This is a genomic window from Streptomyces sp. S.PNR 29 (genome assembly GCF_030386795.1).
In the GTDB taxonomy this organism is placed as follows: domain Bacteria; phylum Actinomycetota; class Actinomycetes; order Streptomycetales; family Streptomycetaceae; genus Streptomyces.
This window is the reverse complement of sequence record NZ_JANUQM010000004.1, coordinates 485,282-502,642: the sequence shown is the minus strand read 5'-3', so window position 1 is coordinate 502,642 and position 17,361 is coordinate 485,282. Positions and strand designations below refer to the sequence as shown.

The following is a 17,361-nucleotide window of genomic DNA, read 5'->3' as shown; positions in this document are numbered from 1 at the left end:
GCGCTCAGCCGGTGAGCGCCTCCTCCGGGGCCCCGGTCCTGGGCTCCGCCAGCTTCACCTCCGGCACCTGTCGATGCGCCGGATCCCGTACCTCACCGACCAGCAGCTCCAGTACGTCCTCCAGCGCCACCAGGCCGAGCACCTTGCCGGACGTGTCCGCCACCTGCGCCAGATGCGTGGCAGCCCGGCGCATCACCGTCAGCGCGTCGTCGAGCGGCAGCTCGGACCGCAGCGTGGTCATGGGCCGCCAGATCTGCTGGGGCACGGCCCGGTCGGAGTGCTCCAGATCCAGGACGTCCTTCACGTGCAGGTAGCCCATGAAGGCACCGGTCCCCGCGGCGATCGGGAAGCGGGAGTAGCCGGTGCGGGCGGTGAGCTCGACGATCTGGCCCGGCGTGACCGACGGGGGGACGGTCACCAGGGACTCGCTCTTGAGCAGCACGTCGGTGACCGGCCGGGAGCCCAGTTCCAGGGCGTCCTCCAGGCGCTCCTGCTCCTCCGGGTCCAGCAGGCCCGCCTGGCCGGAGTCCTCCACGAGCCGGTTGAGCTGCTCGCTGGTGAAGACGGCCTCGACCTCGTCCTTCGGCTCGACCCGGAAGAGCCGCAGGATGCCCTGGGCGCAGGCACCGAGGGCGACCGTGATCGGCTTGCAGAGGCGGGCGAAGGCCACCAGGCCGGGGCTGAGCCACAGCGCGACCTTCTCGGGGGCGGCCATCGCCAGGTTCTTCGGCACCATCTCGCCGATGACGAGGTGGAAGAAGACCACGGCGGCGAGCGCGATGACATAGCCGAGCGGGTGAACCATCCCGTGCGGCAGGTGGATCCACTCGAAGACCGGCTCCAGCAGGTGGGCGACCGTCGGCTCGGCCACCGCGCCCAGGGTCAGCGAGCAGACGGTGATGCCGAACTGGGCGGCCGCCATCATCTGCGGCAACCGCTCCAGGCCGTAGAGCACCTGGCGGGCCCGGGCGGTGCCGAGCGGTTCGATCTGGCTGCGGCGTACGGAGACCAGCGCGAACTCGGCGCCGACGAAGAAGCCGTTGGCGAGCACGAGCAGCGCGGCGAAGAGGAGTTGCAGCAGGCTCATCGGGAGACCTCCGCCGCGACGGGGGCCGTCCGCACCAGCCGCACGCGCTCGGCGCGGTAGTGGCCGACCTGGCGCACGGACAGCCGCCAGCCGGGCAGCTCGGCCTTGTCGCCGACGGCCGGGATACGGCCGAGCAGGTCGGCGACCAGGCCGGCGACGGTCTCGTACGGCCCTTCCGGCACATCGAGGCCTATGCGCTGCAGGATGTCGACACGGCAGCTGCCGTCGGCATCCCAGGCGGGCCTGCCGTCCTCGGACGGGGCGGCGGCGAGTTCGGGCAGTTCGTTGAGCACGTCGTCGTGCTCGTCGTGGACCTCGCCGACGATCTCCTCGACGATGTCCTCCAGCGTGACGACGCCGGCCGTGCCGCCGTACTCGTCGACGACGACCGCGATGGGCTGCTCGCTGCGCAGACGGGCGAGCAGGGGCTGGACGGGCAGCGTCTCGGGGACGAGCAGCGCCGGGCGGGCGATACGGCCGACGGGGGTGCGCAGGCGGTCCTGCACGGGCACCGCGAGGGCGTCCTTGAGGTGGGCCATGCCGACGATCTCGTCGATCTTCTCCCGGTAGACGGGGAAGCGGGACAGGCCGGTGGCGCGGGTCAGGTTGACCACGTCCTCGGCGGTCGCCGACGACTGCAGGGCGCTCACCTTCACGCGCGGGGTCATGACATGCTGCGCGGTCAGCTCGGCCAGCGAGAGGGTTCGTACAAAAAGGTCCGCTGTGTCCTGTTCCAGGGCGCCGGCCTGCGCGGAGTGCCGGGCGAGCGAGACGAGTTCGTCGGGGGTGCGGGCGGAGGCCAGCTCCTCGGTCGGCTCGATGCCCAGGGCGCGGACGAGACGGTTGGCGACGGCGTTCAGACCGGCGATCACCGGGTGGAACAGGCGTGCGAAGGCGTGCTGCGGGCCGGCGACGAAGCGCGCGACCTGCATGGGCCGGGACACGGCCCAGTTCTTGGGCACGAGCTCGCCGATCACCATCTGCACGGCCGAGGCCAGCAGCATGCCGACGACCACGGCCACGCCGGACACCGCGCCCTCGGGGATGCCGATCGCGGTGAACGGGCCGTCCAGCAGCTGGGCGAGCGCCGGTTCGGCGAGCATGCCGACGACGAGGGAGGTGATGGTGATGCCGAGCTGGGTGCCGGAGAGCTGGAAGGACAGCTCCTTGAGCGACTCGACGACCCGGTGGGCTCGTCGGTCGCCCTCGGCGGCGGCCTTCTCGGCCTCCGTGGCCTCGACCGTGACCAGGCCGAACTCGGCCGCCACGAAGAAGCCGTTGGCCAGGATCAGCAGGAAAGCGGCTGCCAGGAGCAGCAGGGGGATGGTCATGATGCCGCCGCCTCCGCGCTATGTCGGCAGGGGGCGGCGCAGGTACTGCAGGACGATCCGTCCATCGCCGGAGTAGGTCACTCCTCGGGTAGCAGGAGCCCCTGTGCACCGGGCGGTGCGACAGAGGCGGAGGCGCATAGGGTGCGCCTCCGCCACCAGATTAATCAAGACAGGGGTGCCTGCGGCAGGGTGGATGTCCCCGAGAAGGCCCCAAGGCCGCCCCGAGTCAGCCCCGAGTCAGCCCTGAGGTGCCTCGGGGTGCGCGGTGGAGCGGGCCTCGGCGAGCGCCCGCAGGGCGCGCGCGTCGGCGATGGCCCGCTGCTTGGCGATGCCCGGCTGGATGCCGAGCGCGGGCAGGCTGGTGCCGTCGCTGAGGTTGAGGAACACCCACGGGTCGCCCGGGCGGAGGTTCACCTGAAGGATCTCGGCCCATTCCAGGCGGCGTTTGTTGGTGAGGTTGACGACGGTGACGCCGTCCTCGTCGGCGACGACCTTGGGCCGGGCCAGCAGGAGCAGGACGCTGTCCAGGAGCAGCGCCGTGAGGACGAAACTGAGGCGCTCCCCGGTGCTGAGGTGTTCCAGCAGCATCGCGACCGTCGTGATGACCACGAACATCACCACGGCGGAGGTCAGCAGGACGGCACGGGTGCGGCCCGGCCGGAAGGTGACGGGAAGTGCGGGCAGATCCGGCATGACGAACGGTTCCCCCGTCGGCTCAGAGGCGGCAGGCGTGGATGGCCGTGGTCAGGATGGCCCGTGCGCCGATCTCGTACAGATCGTCCATGATCCGCTGGGCCTCCTTGGCGGGGACCATCGCGCGGACGGCGACCCAGCCCTCGTTGTGCAGCGGGGAGACGGTCGGCGACTCCAGGCCGGGGGTGAGCGCGACGGCCTTCTCCAGCTGTTCGACGCGGCAGTCGTAGTCCATCATCACGTAGGTCCGGGCCACCAGGACGCCCTGGAGACGGCGCAGGAACTGCTGCACCTTGGGCTCCTCGGGGTCCGCGCCGGTGCGGCGGATCACGACGGCCTCGGACTTCATGATCGGCTCGCCGATGATCTCCAGGCCCGCGTTGCGCAGCGAGGTCCCGGTCTCGACGACGTCGGCGATGACCTCTGCGACACCGAGCTCGATGGCGGTCTCGACGGCGCCGTCGAGGTGGACGACGGAGGCGTCGATGCCGTTGTCGGCGAGGTGCTTGGCGACGATGCCCTCGTAGGAGGTGGCGACCGTCATGCCGTTGAGGTCGCCGACGCCGCCGGCCGTGCCCGGCTTGGTGGCGTAGCGGAAGGTGGAGCGGGCGAAGCCCAGCGGCAGGATCTCCTCGGCGTTGGCGCCGGAGTCGATGAGCAGGTCGCGGCCGGTGATGCCGATGTCGAGCTGGCCGGAGGAAACGTAGATCGCGATGTCGCGGGGGCGGAGGTAGAAGAACTCGACGTCGTTCTCGGGGTCGACGATCCGCAGTTCCTTGGACTCGCGGCGCTGCTGGTAGCCGGCCTCATGCAGCATCTCCGCCGCAGGGCCTGACAGGGAACCCTTGTTGGGGACGGCGATGCGCAGCATGAGGTCGGCTTCCTTTGCGTGAAGGGGTGTGTGTCTGAAAAAGGGGCTTTACAGGTGGGCGTAGACGTCGTCCAGGGAGATGCCGCGAGCGACCATCATCACCTGGACGTGGTACAGCAGCTGCGAGATCTCCTCGGCGGCCGCCTCCTTGCCCTCGTACTCGGCGGCCATCCAGACCTCGGCGGCCTCCTCGACGACCTTCTTGCCGATGGCGTGGACCCCCTTCCCGACCAGCTCGGCGGTGCGGGAAGTGGCGGGGTCGCCGTGGGCGGCCTTGTGCTGGAGCTCGGTGAAGAGCTCCTCGAACGTCTTCTTGGACATGGTGGCGCCCACTTTACGCGTGTGCCGGCGGGCCTAACGCCAGGGTTCGGATACTGAGCGGAGCGTGGCCGCCGTCGCCACCGCCGCCGTCACCGCCTCGTGCCCCTTGTCCTCGTTGCTGCCGGGCAGACCCGCCCGGTCCAGGGCCTGCTCCTCGGTGTCACAGGTCAGTACGCCGAAGCCGACGGGGACGCCGGTGTCGACGGAGACCTGGGTGAGGCCCTGGGTGACGCCCTGGCACACGTAGTCGAAGTGGGGGGTGCCGCCGCGGATGACGACGCCGAGGGCGACGATCGCGTCGTAGCCGCGGCCCGCGAGGACCTTGGCGACGACGGGGAGTTCCCAGCTGCCGGGCACCCGGAGCAGGGTCGGCTCGTCGATCCCCAGGTCGTGCAGCGCCCGCAGGGCGCCGTCCACCAGACCGTCCATCACCTTCTCGTGCCACTGCGCCGCGATGACGGCGACCCTGAGGTCACCCACGTTGCGTACGGTCAGCTCCGGTGCACCCTTGCCGCTCACGTTCTCGTGTCTCCTCGGTTCTCTTACTGGTTGCTGCAGGCGGACACGGGGGACGGGTCCAGCCAGGGCAGGTCGTGGCCCATCCGGTCCCGCTTGGTGCGCAGGTACCGGAGGTTGTGTTCACCCGCCTGTACGGGCATCGGCTCGCGGCCGGTGACCTTGAGGCCGTGGCGGACGAGCGCCGCGGTCTTGTCGGGGTTGTTGGTCATCAGGCGCAGGCTGCGCACGCCGAGGTCCCGCAGCATCTGGGCCCCGGCGCCGTAGTCGCGGGCGTCGGCGGGCAGGCCGAGCTCCAGGTTGGCGTCGAGCGTGTCGTGGCCCTGTTCCTGGAGCTCGTACGCGCGCAGCTTGGACAGCAGGCCGATGCCGCGCCCCTCGTGTCCGCGCAGGTAGACCACCACTCCCCTGCCCTCGGCCTGGATGCGGGCCAGGGAGGTGTCCAGCTGGGGGCCGCAGTCGCAGCGGGCGGAGCCGAAGACGTCGCCGGTGAGGCATTCGGAGTGGACGCGGACGAGGACGTCCTCGCCGTCGCCGATGTCGCCGTGCACGAGGGCGATGTGCTCGACGCCGTCGACGGTGGAGCGGTAGCCGTACGCCGTGAACGTGCCGTGGACGGTGGGCAGGCGGGTCTCGGCCTCGCGGCGGACGGTGGGCTCACTGCTGCGGCGGTAGGCGATCAGGTCCTCGATGGAGATGATCGTCAGGCCGTGCTTGCGGGCGAAGGGGATCAGCTCGGGCAGGCGCAGCATCTGGCCGTCCTCGCCGGCGATCTCGACGATGGCACCGGCCGGGCGCAGGCCCGCCAGCCGGGCGAGGTCGACGGCGGCCTCGGTGTGGCCGTCACGCGCCAGCACGCCGCCCGGCCTGGCCCGCAGCGGGAAGATGTGGCCGGGGCGGACGAGGTCCGAGGGCTCCGCCGTGCCGCTCGCGAGCAGTTGCAGCGTGGTCGCGCGGTCGGAGGCCGAGATGCCGGTGGTCACGCCGTGCGCGGCGGTGGCGTCCACGGAGACGGTGAACGCGGTCTTCATGGACTCGGTGTTGTCCTCGACCATCTGCGGGAGCTGGAGCCGGTCGAGTTCCTCGCCCTCCATGGGGGCGCAGATCAGGCCGCGGCACTCGCTCATCATGAAGGCGACGATCTCCGGGGTCACCTTCTCGGCGGCGATGACGAGGTCGCCCTCGTTCTCCCGGTCCTCGTCGTCGACGACCACGATCGGGCGGCCGGCGGCGATGTCGGCGATGGCCTGTTCGACGGGGTCGAGCGCGAAGTCCTCGATGCCGTCGGTGCTGTACAGGATGGGGGCCGCGGTCATGCGGGCGCTCCTTCCAGAACGGGCCGCGCGGCCTTGCGGGAGCGCAGCCACCAGTCGCGCAGGCCCCACAGGACGAGCGCGCCGTAGATGACGTAGACGAAGCCGGAGAAGGCGAAGCCGTTGGCGAAGTTGAGCGGCACGCCGACCAGGTCGACGAGCAGCCAGGCGAACCAGAACTCGACCATGCCGCGCGCCTGGGCGTACATGGCGACGACGGTGCCGACGAAGATGTAGGCGTCCGGCCAGGGGTCCCAGGACAGCGTCGGGAAGGCGGTGAACAGGCCGCCGACCGCGAGGGTGCCGAGGGCGGCGGCGCCGGCCAGCACCCCGCGCTCGCGCCAGGTGGCGAACCGTACGGCGATGTGACCGTCCTCCGCCTGCCCCTTGCCGCGCTGCCACTGCCACCAGCCGTAGCCGGCGACGAGCATGACGACGACCTGTTTGCCCGCGCTGCCGGAGAGGTGGGCGGTGGCGAAGGCCGCGAAGAGGATGAGGCCGGAGACGAACTGGGCGGGCCAGGTCCAGATGGAGCGCCGCCAGCCGAGGGCGAGGGCGGCCAGACCGATCACGTTGCCGATCATGTCCGACCACTTGATGTGCTGCCCGAACAGCGTGAACGCCTCGGAGTTGAGCCAGTTCACCGGCCGGCCCCCTGACTCGCCAGCAGCCGCTCGACGTACTTGGCGATGACGTCGACCTCAAGGTTGACAAGATCGCCGCTCTGCTTGTGGCCGAGCGTGGTCAGCGCGAGGGTCGTGGGGATCAGGCTGACGGTGAAGTAGTCCGGACCGGCGTCGACGACGGTGAGGCTGATGCCGTCGACGGTGATGGACCCCTTCTGGACGACGTAGCGGGCGAGGTCCGCCGGGAGCGAGATCTTGACGATCTCCCAGTGCTCGGAGGGCTTGCGCTCAAGGATCTCGCCGGTGCCGTCGACATGGCCCTGCACGATGTGCCCGCCGAGGCGTGCACCGACCGCGGTGGGGCGTTCGAGGTTGACGCGGGAGCCGACGGTGAGGACGCCCAGGCTGGAGCGGTTCAGCGTCTCGGCCATAACGTCTGCGGTGAACTCGTCGCCCTCGTGGTCGACGACCGTGAGGCAGACGCCGTTGACGGCGATGGAGTCGCCGTGTTGTGCGCCCTTGGTGACGACGGGGCCGCGCAGGCGGAAGCGACAGGCGTCGTCGAGGTTCTCGACGGCGGTGACCTCGCCCAGCTCTTCGACGATTCCGGTGAACACTTCCCGGGTCCTCCTGCCTCTTCGGGCACGGACTCCGGGGCTGTCGATGACGACGGACTGGACGAGCGAGGACACCGGGTACGACGCCGGACGGAGTCCGCCCGCAGGGCGAACCGCTTCGGCGGCGCGCACGTATGCCCGCTCGCCGCGCACTGCCTCCCATCCGGACTTTAACCGTCGGTCCAGGAATTTCACCTGGTCAACCGGCCGCTGGAGGCGACCGGGTCGCGGACTGTAACCGCCGGTTCGGAATTTCACCGACCCCGGAGTGCGCTGCTTTAGGTACAGGGCCAGTGTGCCACGCCTGATCGATGTCCATACGGGCGGAGGGTGTGGGCTCGCTCACAGAGCGCTTCCGTGGACTTCTCGTACGGTGCATGACAGACCCAACCGGCGCACGGCACGGCGGCCTTGAGGCGACCCACACCTATTGACGGACTGGTCTAGTCCTTTTACTGTCCGCTGGAACACGGACCGGCCCGGCGGCGGTGACGACGGCCCTTGCCCGCCGCCGGGCCCCTCGTGCGTGCCCAGGTGCGGGTCGTGGTGCTCCCGGACAAGCTGGGGGTCGTACGAAGGGACGGAACAGCATGACCACCATCCTGGTGACCGGCGGCACCGGAACGCTCGGCCGGCACGTCACCGAGCGCCTGCGGGCGGCCGGGCACGAGGTGCGGGTGCTCAGCCGGCACAGCCGGCCGTACGCCGTCGACCTGCGCGAGGGCGGGCCGGCCCTGGAGGCCGCCGTGGCGGGCGTGGACACGATCGTGCACTGCGCGAGTTCGCCGCGCGGCGGTGACGAGCGGGCGGCCACGAACCTGATCGCGGCGGCGCGCCGGGCCGGGGTGGGGCACCTGGTCTACATCTCGATCGTCGGCATCGACCGGGCGCCGCTCGGCTACTACCGGACGAAGCTCACCGTGGAGAGGCTGATCGAGGAGTCGGGGCTGGGCTGGACGGTCCTGCGCACCACGCAGTTCCACGATCTGCTGGTCAGGGTGTTCCAGGCGCTGGCCAAGCTCCCGGTCATGCTGCTGCCGGCCGGTGTCCGGGACCAGCCCGTCGAGGTGGCGGAGGTCGCGGACCGGCTCGCCGAGCTGGCCGTGGGCACACCGGCGGGGCGGGTCGAGGACATGGCCGGGCCCGCGGTACGGACGCTGGAGTCGCTGGCCCACGCGTATCTGAAGGCGGCCGGGCAGCGCCGGGCGGTGCTGAACGTGCCGCTGGCCGGGGAGGCGTACCGGGGTTTCCGGGCGGGCGGGCACCTCGCCCCGGAGCGGGCCGTGGGCAAGGGGACGTTCGAGGAACATCTGGCGGCGCGGTTCGGTGGTGCGCGTCAGGAGTAGGACCCCGCGACGCCGGGATGATCCGAACGACAGGGCCTAGCGCTCCGGTGGCGCGAACAACTCCTCCTGTGCCCGTTCCCGCGCCGTCAGCAGTGCCCCACGCAGTACCGCTCCGCCGCCCAGCATGCTCGGACGCACCTCCGTCGGCAGGGGTGACATGCGGGCGAGGTGGTCCCGTACGCGAGTGGCGAGCGCGTCGCCGCCCGCGCGGCCGATCTCGCCGGCCAGGATCACGCAACCGGGGTCCAGGACGGAGACGACCGCGGCGGTGCCGAGGGCGACGCGCTCGGCGAGGGCGTCGAGGAAGCGCTCGGCGGACGGGTCCGCGTCGGCCGGCCGGGCCCCCGCGCGCGATGCCGGGCCGGCCCGGAGAACCGCCTCCCTCACCAGCGCCGCCGCGTGGGGCGCGTGCGGGGGGACGGCCACCGCCATGCCGTGTTCCGCCGCGAGGCCGGCCACCGCCCCCGCCCCGGCGAGCGAGTGGAAGCCGCCGGCGCAGTCGGTGGCAGAGGGCAGTCCCGTGGTCCCCGGTACCGGCAGGAAGCCGATCTCGCCCGCGCCGCCGGAGGCACCCCGCCGCAGCGTGCCGTCGAGGACGAGCGCGGCGCCGATGCCCATGCCGAGCCACAGCAGGACGAACGTGTCCCGGTCCTGGGCGGCCCCGTCGCGCTGTTCGGCGAGGGCGGCGAGGTTGGTCTCGTTCTCGACGCTGACGCGGGCCTCCGGGAACCGCTCCTGGAGGGCCGCCACCAGCCGGCGGTGCCACTCGGGCAGACCGGTGGAGCCGCGGAGGTCTCCGCTCGCCGGGTCGATCAGGCCGGGGGCGCCGATGCCGACGGTGTGCAGCCGGTCGGCCCCGGCCTCCTTGGCCACCCGCTCGACCAGCCCGACCGCCTGCTCCACCGCGGGGCCGGTCCCCGCCTCGTCGCCGATCGGCACCGACGCCTCGGCGAGCACCCGGCCGACCAGGTCGGACACGATCACGGTGACGCCTTCGAGGCGCACGTCCAGCGCGGCCAGATGGGCCCGGTCGGCGACGATCCCGTACAGCTTCGCGTTCGGCCCGCGGCGCTGCTCCCCCGACTCCCCGACCACGGCGATCAGTCCGGAGGCGGTGAGGCGTTCGACGAGGTCGGCGACGGTCGGCCGGGACAGGCCGGTCAGCTGCTTCAACTGCCCCGCCGTCAACGGGCCCTCCTGCTGGAGCAGACGCAGGGCGAGCCGGTCGTTGATGGCCCGGGCGGTGCTCGGGGATGCGGGCATGCCGGGATCCTTCCAGATCGGTGGAGGCGCGGGCTCACCCCACCGGTAATCCCCTATCTATCAGGCAGGGTTCCTGATAGTTTACGTCGCCGAAGCGGGACCGGCGCGGGGAGCAGACCCGGGGAGGGGCGGACAGAATGAGTGCGGTGGCCTACGAGCAACGCGAGGTGAGGCGCGCCCGGTACGCCGTGGCGGCCGTGTTCGCCGTGCACGGCGCCGTCACCGGCTCGTTCGCGACCCGTGTGCCGTGGATCCAGGATCACGCCGGGGTCAGCGCGGGCCAGCTCGGGCTGGCGCTCGCCTTCCCGGCGCTGGGCGCGTCCGTGGCGATGCCGCTCGCGGGCAGCATCAGCCACCGCTTCGGCGCCCGCAACGCCCTGCGCGGCCTGATCGCCCTGTGGACCCTCTCGCTGGTCCTGCCGTCCCTCGCTCCCGATCTGCTCACCCTCTGTCTGGCGCTGTTCACCTACGGCGCCACGGCGGGCATGGCGGACGTGGCGATGAACGCGCTCGGCGTCGAGGTCGAGAACCGCCTCGGCCGGTCGATCATGTCCGGTCTGCACGGCATGTGGAGCGCGGGCGCCCTGATCGGTTCGGCGGCCGGGACGCTCGCCGCCCACCTGGGTTCGGACGCCCGCCTGCACCACGTGCTGGCCGCGGCGGCCCTCACCCTCATCGGCGTACTCTCCTGCCGGTGGGTGCTCGACCTGCAGCCCGCCGAGGACGAGGAGCCGCCGCCGCGGTTCGCCCTGCCGCCCCGGTCGGCGCTGCTGATCGGCGCGGTCGGGTTCTGCGCGGTGTTCGCGGAGGGCGCGAGCCTCGACTGGTCGGCGGTCTACCTGCGCAACCAGCTGGAGACCTCCGCCGGTCTCGCCGCCGCGTGCACGACGGGCTTCACGCTCACCATGGCGCTCGCCCGGTTCGCGGGCGACCGGGTGGTGGACCGTTTCGGCTCGGTGCGCACGGTCCGGGTGAGCGGTGTCCTGGCCGCCCTCGGCGGGCTGCTGATCGTCGTCGCGGGACATCCGGCGGTGGCGATGGCCGGGTTCGCGCTGATGGGGCTGGGCATCGCGGTGGTCGTTCCGCTGTGCTTCGCGGCGGCCGGCCGCAGCGGCTCCAACCCCAGCCTCGCCATCGCGGGCGTCGCGACCATCACCTACACCTCGGGGCTGATCGCCCCGAGCGCGATCGGCGGTCTGGCCCAGGCGACCAGCCTGACGGTGTCGTTCGGCCTGGTGACCGTGCTGGCGTGCGGGCTGGCCGTGTTCGCGGGCGTGCTGCGCGCCGGCGACCGCGACCGCCCGAAGGTCAGCCGTCCGAACGCCGCGGTGCCCGACCCGCGGCCCTGACGGCGTCGCCCGCGGCGGGACAGCGGGCGCGGAGAGCCGCGGCGCACCCCTGACAATGGTCCGGTCACCCGCACGCACGACGAAAGCGAACCGCACCATGGATCTCGGCGTCCGCTGGAAACTGCACGGCGACGGACGCACCCCGGCGCCCGGAGCGGTGGTCCGCCCCGACGAACGGCTCTCCTGGCCCCGCACGGTGGGGCTCGGCGCCCAGCACGTGGTGGCAATGTTCGGGGCGTCCTTCGTCGCGCCGATACTTATGGGCCTGGACCCCAACCTCGCGATCATGATGTCGGGCGTCGCGACCGTCGTCTTCCTGCTCGCCACCCGCGGCCGGGTGCCCAGCTACCTCGGCTGCTCGCTCTCCTTCGTCGGCGTCGCCGCGGTCATCCGGGCGCAGGGCGGCGCGAGCGCCACGGTGACCGGCGCGGTCCTCGTCGTCGGCGTGGCGCTGTTCCTGGTGGGTCTCGCCGTGCAGCGCTTCGGGGCACGGATCATCCATGCCGCGATGCCGCCGATCGTCACCGGCGCGGTGGTGATGCTGATCGGCTTCAACCTGGCTCCCGTGACCGCCTCCACGTACTGGCCGCAGGACCAGTGGACAGCCCTGCTGGTGATGCTGTTCACCGGTCTGGCCGTGGTCTGCCTGCGCGGTTTCTGGTCCCGGATCGCGATCTTCCTCGGGCTTGTCTTCGGGTACGGCGTCTCCTGGGCCTTCGACCGGATCTTCGGCAGGATCCACTCGGTCGACGCGAGCGGGAAGCTCACCGACCACTGGCGGCTCGACCTCTCCGGTGTGGGCAAGGCCGACTGGGTGGGCCTGCCGACCCTGCACGGGCCCTCCTTCGAGTGGTCGGCGATCCTGGTCGCCCTGCCCGTCGTCATCGCGCTGGTCGCCGAGAACGCCGGGCATGTGAAGGCGGTCGGCGAGATGACCGGCGACTCGCTGGACGACAGGCTCGGCACGGCGATCGCGGCCGACGGCGTCGGATCCATGCTGTCCACCGCGGTCGGCGGCCCGCCCAACACCACGTACTCGGAGAACATCGGCGTGATGGCCGCGACCCGCGTCTACTCCACCGCCGCCTACTGGGCGGCCGCCGGCTTCGCCCTGCTGTTCGGCATCTGCCCGAAGTTCGGCGCGGTCGTGGCCGCGATCCCGGGCGGTGTCCTCGGCGGCATCACCGTCATCCTGTACGGCATGATCGGCCTGCTGGGCGCACAGATCTGGATCAACGCCAAGGTGGACCTGCGCAATCCGCTCAACCTGGTGCCGGCCGCGGCGGGCATCATCATCGGCGTCGGCAACGTCACGATGAAGTTCACCGACACGTTCTCGCTGAGCGGCATCGCGCTGGGCACGCTGGTCGTCATCACCGGCTACCACGCGCTGCGCGCCTTCGCCCCGGCCCATCTGAAGACTCAGGAGCCGTTGCTGGACGAGGGCACCTCCTCCTACGACGAGGCCAGGTCGTAGGCGTACGACGGCGAGAACGTCCCCGGCGCCCCCTTGCAGCCGTCCGACTCCCCCGGCAGCTTCACCCACAGGTAGGCGTCGATCCGCGCCTCACCGGTGCTGAGCGTCGGCGTCCGGCCCAGCTTGCGGCCCTCCGGATCGCACCACGCGCCCTCGGCCGGGGCGCCGTTGCCGTTGCGGCTGGTGTCGACGACGGCGCCCAGGCCCGGCGGTCCGCCCAGGGCGTCGAGCACCGCCCGGTCGTAGGCGACCTCGTCGGCCGTGGTGTGGAAGTTGGAGACGTTGCTGAAGATCCCGTCGGAGGAGTCGGCCGAGGCGGCACCGGCCTGCCGCAGCCACCCCGCCTGCTGGGCGGGCGTGTGCCAGCCGGAGTGGCCCGCGTCGAAGTAGACCCGCGCCTTTGGGTCGGCGTCCTTCAGGACACGCCCGGCGCGGGCCAAGGAGGCGAAGCGGTCGGCACGCGCACCGGCGGAGAGGCACTCGGACTGGGCGACCGAGTCCGGCTCCAGGATCACGATGACCTCCTCGGAGCCCAGCCCCGCCGCGAACCGGTCGATCCAGGCGTCGTACGCGTCGAGGTCCGGCGCCCCGCCATGGGAGTGCCCGCCGCAGTCGCGGTCGGGGATGGCGTACGGCACGACGACCGGCACCCGGTCCCGGGCGACGCCGCCCGCCGTGACCGCGCGGACCCGTGCGGTGATGGTCGCGGGCGTGAAGTCGGCGAACCACACCGCGGCCGGCTGATCGGCGATGCGGGACTCGATGACCTCACGGCGCGGGTCGTCGGGGTGGGCGCGGACCCAGTCGAGCACCTGGGAGTCGGGGTGCCGGTAGAGCCGGGCGGAGGGGGTGGCGGTCCGCCGCCCCTGCTTCCTCTCGGCCTTCGCCGTCGGTGAGGGCGTGGGACCGGCCTTCCTTCGCGAAGGGGAAGAAGGCGAAGGGGCCGGGGACGCGGACCTGGTGACCGACGGCGACACCGAGGGCACGACCGGCAGGGAGTCCAGGCGCGGGGAACGCGTCACCTCGGGCCGTGCCCGGTCCGAGTCGCGCCGCTCGTCGAGCGCGGTCAGCATCCCGGCGGCGGCGCCGACCGCGACCACGACCGAGGCCGCCATGACCATGGCGTTGCGCCGGACGGCGCGCCTGCGCCGGGCCCTGCGCTCGGCCAGCCGCCGGGCACGTGAGCCTGACACGGTACGAGTCCCCCTCCCCCGCCCGGCGGGCGCGTTCCCCCGTTCTGGGGAAGCGTCGAGCCCGCGGGTACTGGGGTCAGCCTAGAGCTGTCACCCTGCCCCCATGGCGCACCGTGAACAAGTCATCACCGCGGTCGACGCGGTCATCTCGCGCATGCGCGCCCTCGGCGCGACCCTTCCCGCCGGGGACGGCGTCGCGGTCTTCAACCGCGTCTACCTCGCCGTCACCGAGGCGGTCGACCGGTGCGTCGACACCGGCGGGTTCGCGGACGCGCAAGCCGCGATCACGCTGGACGTACGGTTCGCGGAGCGCTATCTGGCGGCCGTCGACGCGGCGGCGGACGAGCGGCGTCCGCCCGCCTGCTGGCGGCCGTTGTTCCAGTTCCGGCGCCACCCGGGCGTACGACCACTGCAGTTCGCGCTGGCGGGCATCAATGCGCACATCGGTCACGATCTGGCGCTCGCCGTGGTGGACGCCTGCCGTACGCTCGGCTGCGAACCCGCCGCACTGGAGGACGAGTTCGACCGGGTGGGCGACCTCCTCGTCTCGCTGGAGGAACGCATCCGCGAAGATCTGATGCCGGGCCCCGACCTCCTCCAGATCGCCGATCCGCTGACGCACCTGCTCGGCTCGTGGAGCCTGGAGCGCGCCCGGGACGCCGCGTGGACGGCGGCCCGGGCGCTGTGGGCGCTGCGTGGGCTCCCCGACGTCGCCGAGGAGTTCACCGACCGGCTGGACGCGGCGGTGGGCCTCGCGGGCCGCATGCTGCTCACGCCGCTGCCGGACTGACCCGGGCCCCCTGCCCCGGGCTCAGTCCTCCGGCAGCTCCACCGGCGCGATCTCGTCGTACACGTCGCCGGGGCCGGGGTTGGCCGGGTCGGTCGCCCCGCCGAGGTGGTGCATGACGCCCCAGACCGCGTTCAGCGCGGTCTGCACGGCTCCCTCGGCCCAGCCGGCCGTCCAGGAGATGTCGTCGCCGGCGAGGAAGATGCCCCGCTTGTCCTCGGGCAGCCGGTCCTGCATGAAGTGGGTGAACAGGCGTCGCTGGTAGCGGTAGTGGCCGGGCAGGTTGGCCTTGAACGCGCCCATGAAGTAAGGCTCGTTCTCCCAGGAGACCGTCACCGGGTTGCCGATGATGTGCTTCCTGATGTCGACCTTCGGGTAGATCTCGCCGAGCGACTTCAGCATGACCTCCATCCGCTCGTTCGCGGACAGCGGCAGCCACTTCAGGCTGTCGTCGCACCAGGTGTAGGAGAGGCAGATGACGGCGGGCTTGTCCGGCCCGTTGTCGAGCAGGTAGGTGCCGCGCGTCATGCGGTCGGTGAGCGTCATCGACATGACGTCACGCCCCGTCGGGTTTCCCTTGTCGTCGACGGCCTTGTCCAGCCAGAAGGGCCGGTCGACCGGGACGAAGAGCTTGGAGCTCTCCATGTAGTGGGTGCGCTCGATGGCCGTCCAGTGGTCGATCGGGAAGAGCGAGTCGTCGCAGTCGATCTTCGACAGCAGCATCCAGGACTGGGCGGTGAAGACGGCCGCCCGGTACGTCCGGATGTCGCCGTTCGCGTCCGTCACGGTGATCCGGTTGCCCGCGGTGCGGTGCAGGCGGGTCACGGCCGGGCGCGGCTCGCCCTTGTCGTGCAGTCTCGCCAGCGAGGTCCCGTGGGCCCAGTGCACGATCTTCTCCGGCTCGCGCTCCCACAGGCGCAGGGGCAGCTGCTGGGAGCCGCCGACGATGCCGCGGTGGTGGTCGTCGGCCTCGGTGTAGACGACGCGCAGGATTTCGAGGATCGAGTTGGGGAAGTCGGTGTCCCAGCCTCCGGTCCCGAAGCCGACCTGGCCGAAGATCTCGCGGTGCCGGAAGGACCTGAAGGCCTCGGAGTCGCAGAGAAAGCCGTAGAAGGTCTGGTTGTCGAGCCGCTCCACGAGCTTCGACCAGATCTCGCGGATGCGCGGCACGTCCCGCTCGCGCAGGGCACGGTTCATGTCGGAGAAGTCGGCGCCCTCCTCCAGGCACCGGTTCCAGGCGTCCGCCACGTCCCGGTAGACCTGCGGCAGGTCGTCGATCGTCTCGGCGTAGTGGCTCTCGCCCTTGAGGTCGACGACGGTCGACGGAGTGGCCTCCGCGAGGGGGTTGGGGAAGGGGCGGGTCTCAAGCCCCACCAGGTCGATGTAGTGCTGGAGGGCCGTGGAGGACGGCGGGAAGCGCATCGCGCCCATTTCGGCGGTGAGCGCCGGGTCGCAGCCCTCGAAGCCCACCGTGCGCAGCCGGCCGCCGATCTGGTCGGCCTCGTAGACGACGGGCCTGAGGCCCATCTTCATCAGCTCGTAGGCGGCCACGATGCCGGACAGGCCCCCGCCGATGACCGCGACCTCGGTGCCGTGCTCGGTCGCGGGGATCTGGCCCAGGCCCGCCGGGTGGGCGAGGAAGTCGTCGTACGCGTACGGGAAGTCCGGGCCGAACATGGTGATCGGCGGCTGCTGCTCGTCTGCGTGCTCGACGGCGTTGGGCACCGTGGACGTCATGGGGTACGGACTCCTTGCACAAGAAAGACTGGTGTGGGTTTCAGGCGAGGGACCCGTAGAGGCCGGGGCGGCGGTCCGTCAGATACGGGTTCGCCTCGCGGGAGACGGCGAGGAAGGCCGGATCGACGTCGGCGAGGACGAGTTCCTCACCACGTCCCGCGCGGCTGCGGGCGACCCCGTCGGGCCCGGCGAGGGTGGAGAGCCCGACGAAGTCGAAGTCCCCTTCCCGGCCCACGCGGTTGACGTACGCGACGTACATCTGGTTCTCGAAGGCGCGCACCGGGACGAGCGACTCGGCGACGAACTGGAACGGGTGCATCTGCGCGGTGGGCACCAGCAGGAGGTCGGTGCCGGCCAGGGCGTGGGCGCGGACGTTCTCCGGGAACTCGACGTCGTAGCAGATGATCAGGCCGACGGTCAGACCGCCCAGCTCGGCCTGGACGACCGGCTGCTCGCCCGGCGTGAAGTGGTCGTGCTCGAAGCAGCCGAAGAGGTGGGTCTTGCGGTAGTTGGCCAGACGAGTGCCGTCGGCGGAGATCAGCTGGGCGGAGTTGAAGACCTGGTCGGCCGAGCGCTCCGGGTACCCGTACGCGATCGCCAGGCCGTGGCGCGTGGCCGTCTCCGCGATCGCGTCGGCCGCGTCGCCGTCGGCGGGCTCGGCGAGCCGGGCGATGTCGTCGCCGATCGCGTACCCGGTCAGGAACATCTCCGGCGCCACCAGCAGCCCGGCACCCGCGGCGGCGGCACGGCCCGCGGCCTCGTCGAGGACCTTCAGGTTCTCGGCGGTGGAGCCGGGCCGTCCGGAGCTCTGGAGCAGGGCGGTGCGCATGCGTG

17 protein-coding genes and 1 riboswitch are annotated in these 17,361 nt (G+C 71.7%); of the genes, 4 read left to right on the top strand and 13 right to left on the bottom strand.

What is annotated here, in order from left to right; all coding sequences use genetic code 11:
- Positions 1-4: 4 nt before the first annotated feature.
- From NW895_RS14760 to NW895_RS14720, 9 genes are all read right to left on the bottom strand, one after another.
- Complete coding sequence (locus NW895_RS14760; RefSeq protein WP_289935950.1) at positions 5-1,087, bottom strand: hemolysin family protein; 1,083 nt, start codon at positions 1,085-1,087, stop codon at positions 5-7.
- The gene (locus tag NW895_RS14755; RefSeq protein WP_289935949.1) at positions 1,084-2,418 is read right to left on the bottom strand and encodes a hemolysin family protein; all 1,335 of its coding nucleotides are present in this window, start codon (positions 2,416-2,418) and stop codon (positions 1,084-1,086) included. The genes NW895_RS14760 and NW895_RS14755 overlap by 4 nt, the downstream gene beginning before the upstream one ends.
- Before the next feature lie 237 nt (positions 2,419-2,655).
- A complete protein-coding gene (locus NW895_RS14750; RefSeq protein ID WP_289935948.1) occupies positions 2,656-3,111 on the bottom strand; it encodes a PH domain-containing protein in 456 nt (151 codons plus the stop codon).
- A gap of 22 nt (positions 3,112-3,133) precedes the next feature.
- Positions 3,134-3,982, bottom strand: a complete 849-nt coding sequence (hisG, locus tag NW895_RS14745; RefSeq protein ID WP_289935947.1) for an ATP phosphoribosyltransferase — start codon at positions 3,980-3,982, stop codon at positions 3,134-3,136.
- A 48-nt stretch (positions 3,983-4,030) separates the two neighbouring features.
- Complete coding sequence (locus NW895_RS14740; RefSeq protein ID WP_007491392.1) at positions 4,031-4,303, bottom strand: phosphoribosyl-ATP diphosphatase; 273 nt, start codon at positions 4,301-4,303, stop codon at positions 4,031-4,033.
- 33 nt (positions 4,304-4,336) lie between these two features.
- Complete coding sequence (ribH, locus tag NW895_RS14735; RefSeq protein WP_289935946.1) at positions 4,337-4,822, bottom strand: 6,7-dimethyl-8-ribityllumazine synthase; 486 nt, start codon at positions 4,820-4,822, stop codon at positions 4,337-4,339.
- 23 nt (positions 4,823-4,845) lie between these two features.
- A complete protein-coding gene (locus tag NW895_RS14730) occupies positions 4,846-6,135 on the bottom strand; it encodes a bifunctional 3,4-dihydroxy-2-butanone-4-phosphate synthase/GTP cyclohydrolase II (RefSeq protein ID WP_289935945.1) in 1,290 nt (429 codons plus the stop codon).
- Positions 6,132-6,776 carry a nicotinamide mononucleotide transporter family protein gene (locus NW895_RS14725; RefSeq protein ID WP_289935944.1) on the bottom strand — a complete coding sequence of 215 codons (645 nt, stop codon included), beginning with the start codon at positions 6,774-6,776 and terminating at the stop codon, positions 6,132-6,134. The genes NW895_RS14730 and NW895_RS14725 overlap by 4 nt, the downstream gene beginning before the upstream one ends.
- Positions 6,773-7,375, bottom strand: a complete 603-nt coding sequence (locus tag NW895_RS14720) for a riboflavin synthase (RefSeq protein ID WP_289935943.1) — start codon at positions 7,373-7,375, stop codon at positions 6,773-6,775. Before NW895_RS14720 ends, NW895_RS14725 begins: the two co-directional genes overlap by 4 nt.
- A gap of 145 nt (positions 7,376-7,520) precedes the next feature.
- Positions 7,521-7,651: riboswitch (FMN riboswitch) on the bottom strand.
- Positions 7,652-7,965: 314 nt separating this feature from the next.
- Here NW895_RS14720 and NW895_RS14715 point away from each other — a divergent pair.
- Complete coding sequence (locus NW895_RS14715) at positions 7,966-8,721, top strand: NAD(P)H-binding protein (protein WP_289935942.1); 756 nt, start codon at positions 7,966-7,968, stop codon at positions 8,719-8,721.
- 36 nt (positions 8,722-8,757) lie between these two features.
- On the opposite strand, the gene NW895_RS14710 is transcribed toward NW895_RS14715, so the two are convergent.
- Positions 8,758-9,984 carry an ROK family transcriptional regulator gene (locus NW895_RS14710; RefSeq protein WP_289935941.1) on the bottom strand — a complete coding sequence of 409 codons (1,227 nt, stop codon included), beginning with the start codon at positions 9,982-9,984 and terminating at the stop codon, positions 8,758-8,760.
- Between the two features lie 137 nt (positions 9,985-10,121).
- On the opposite strand from NW895_RS14710, the gene NW895_RS14705 reads away from it, so the two are divergent.
- Positions 10,122-11,333 carry an MFS transporter gene (locus NW895_RS14705; protein ID WP_289935940.1) on the top strand — a complete coding sequence of 404 codons (1,212 nt, stop codon included), beginning with the start codon at positions 10,122-10,124 and terminating at the stop codon, positions 11,331-11,333.
- 97 nt (positions 11,334-11,430) lie between these two features.
- Positions 11,431-12,810: a solute carrier family 23 protein gene (locus tag NW895_RS14700; RefSeq protein ID WP_289935939.1), complete on the top strand. Its 1,380-nt coding sequence runs from the start codon at positions 11,431-11,433 to the stop codon at positions 12,808-12,810.
- Here the strand turns inward: NW895_RS14700 and NW895_RS14695 are convergent.
- Positions 12,789-13,931: a glycoside hydrolase family 6 protein gene (locus NW895_RS14695; protein ID WP_289936022.1), complete on the bottom strand. Its 1,143-nt coding sequence runs from the start codon at positions 13,929-13,931 to the stop codon at positions 12,789-12,791. The genes NW895_RS14700 and NW895_RS14695 overlap by 22 nt on opposite strands.
- A 175-nt stretch (positions 13,932-14,106) precedes the next feature.
- Here NW895_RS14695 and NW895_RS14690 point away from each other — a divergent pair, with 175 nt between their 5' ends.
- Positions 14,107-14,793: a DUF5995 family protein gene (locus NW895_RS14690; RefSeq protein ID WP_289935938.1), complete on the top strand. Its 687-nt coding sequence runs from the start codon at positions 14,107-14,109 to the stop codon at positions 14,791-14,793.
- A gap of 21 nt (positions 14,794-14,814) precedes the next feature.
- On the opposite strand, the gene NW895_RS14685 is transcribed toward NW895_RS14690, so the two are convergent.
- The gene (locus tag NW895_RS14685; protein ID WP_289935937.1) at positions 14,815-16,527 is read right to left on the bottom strand and encodes an NAD(P)/FAD-dependent oxidoreductase; all 1,713 of its coding nucleotides are present in this window, start codon (positions 16,525-16,527) and stop codon (positions 14,815-14,817) included.
- A gap of 40 nt (positions 16,528-16,567) precedes the next feature.
- Positions 16,568-17,356 (bottom strand): carbon-nitrogen hydrolase family protein, encoded by a 789-nt coding sequence (locus NW895_RS14680; RefSeq protein ID WP_289935936.1) that lies wholly within the window; start codon positions 17,354-17,356, stop codon positions 16,568-16,570.
- Positions 17,357-17,361 lie beyond the last annotated feature (5 nt).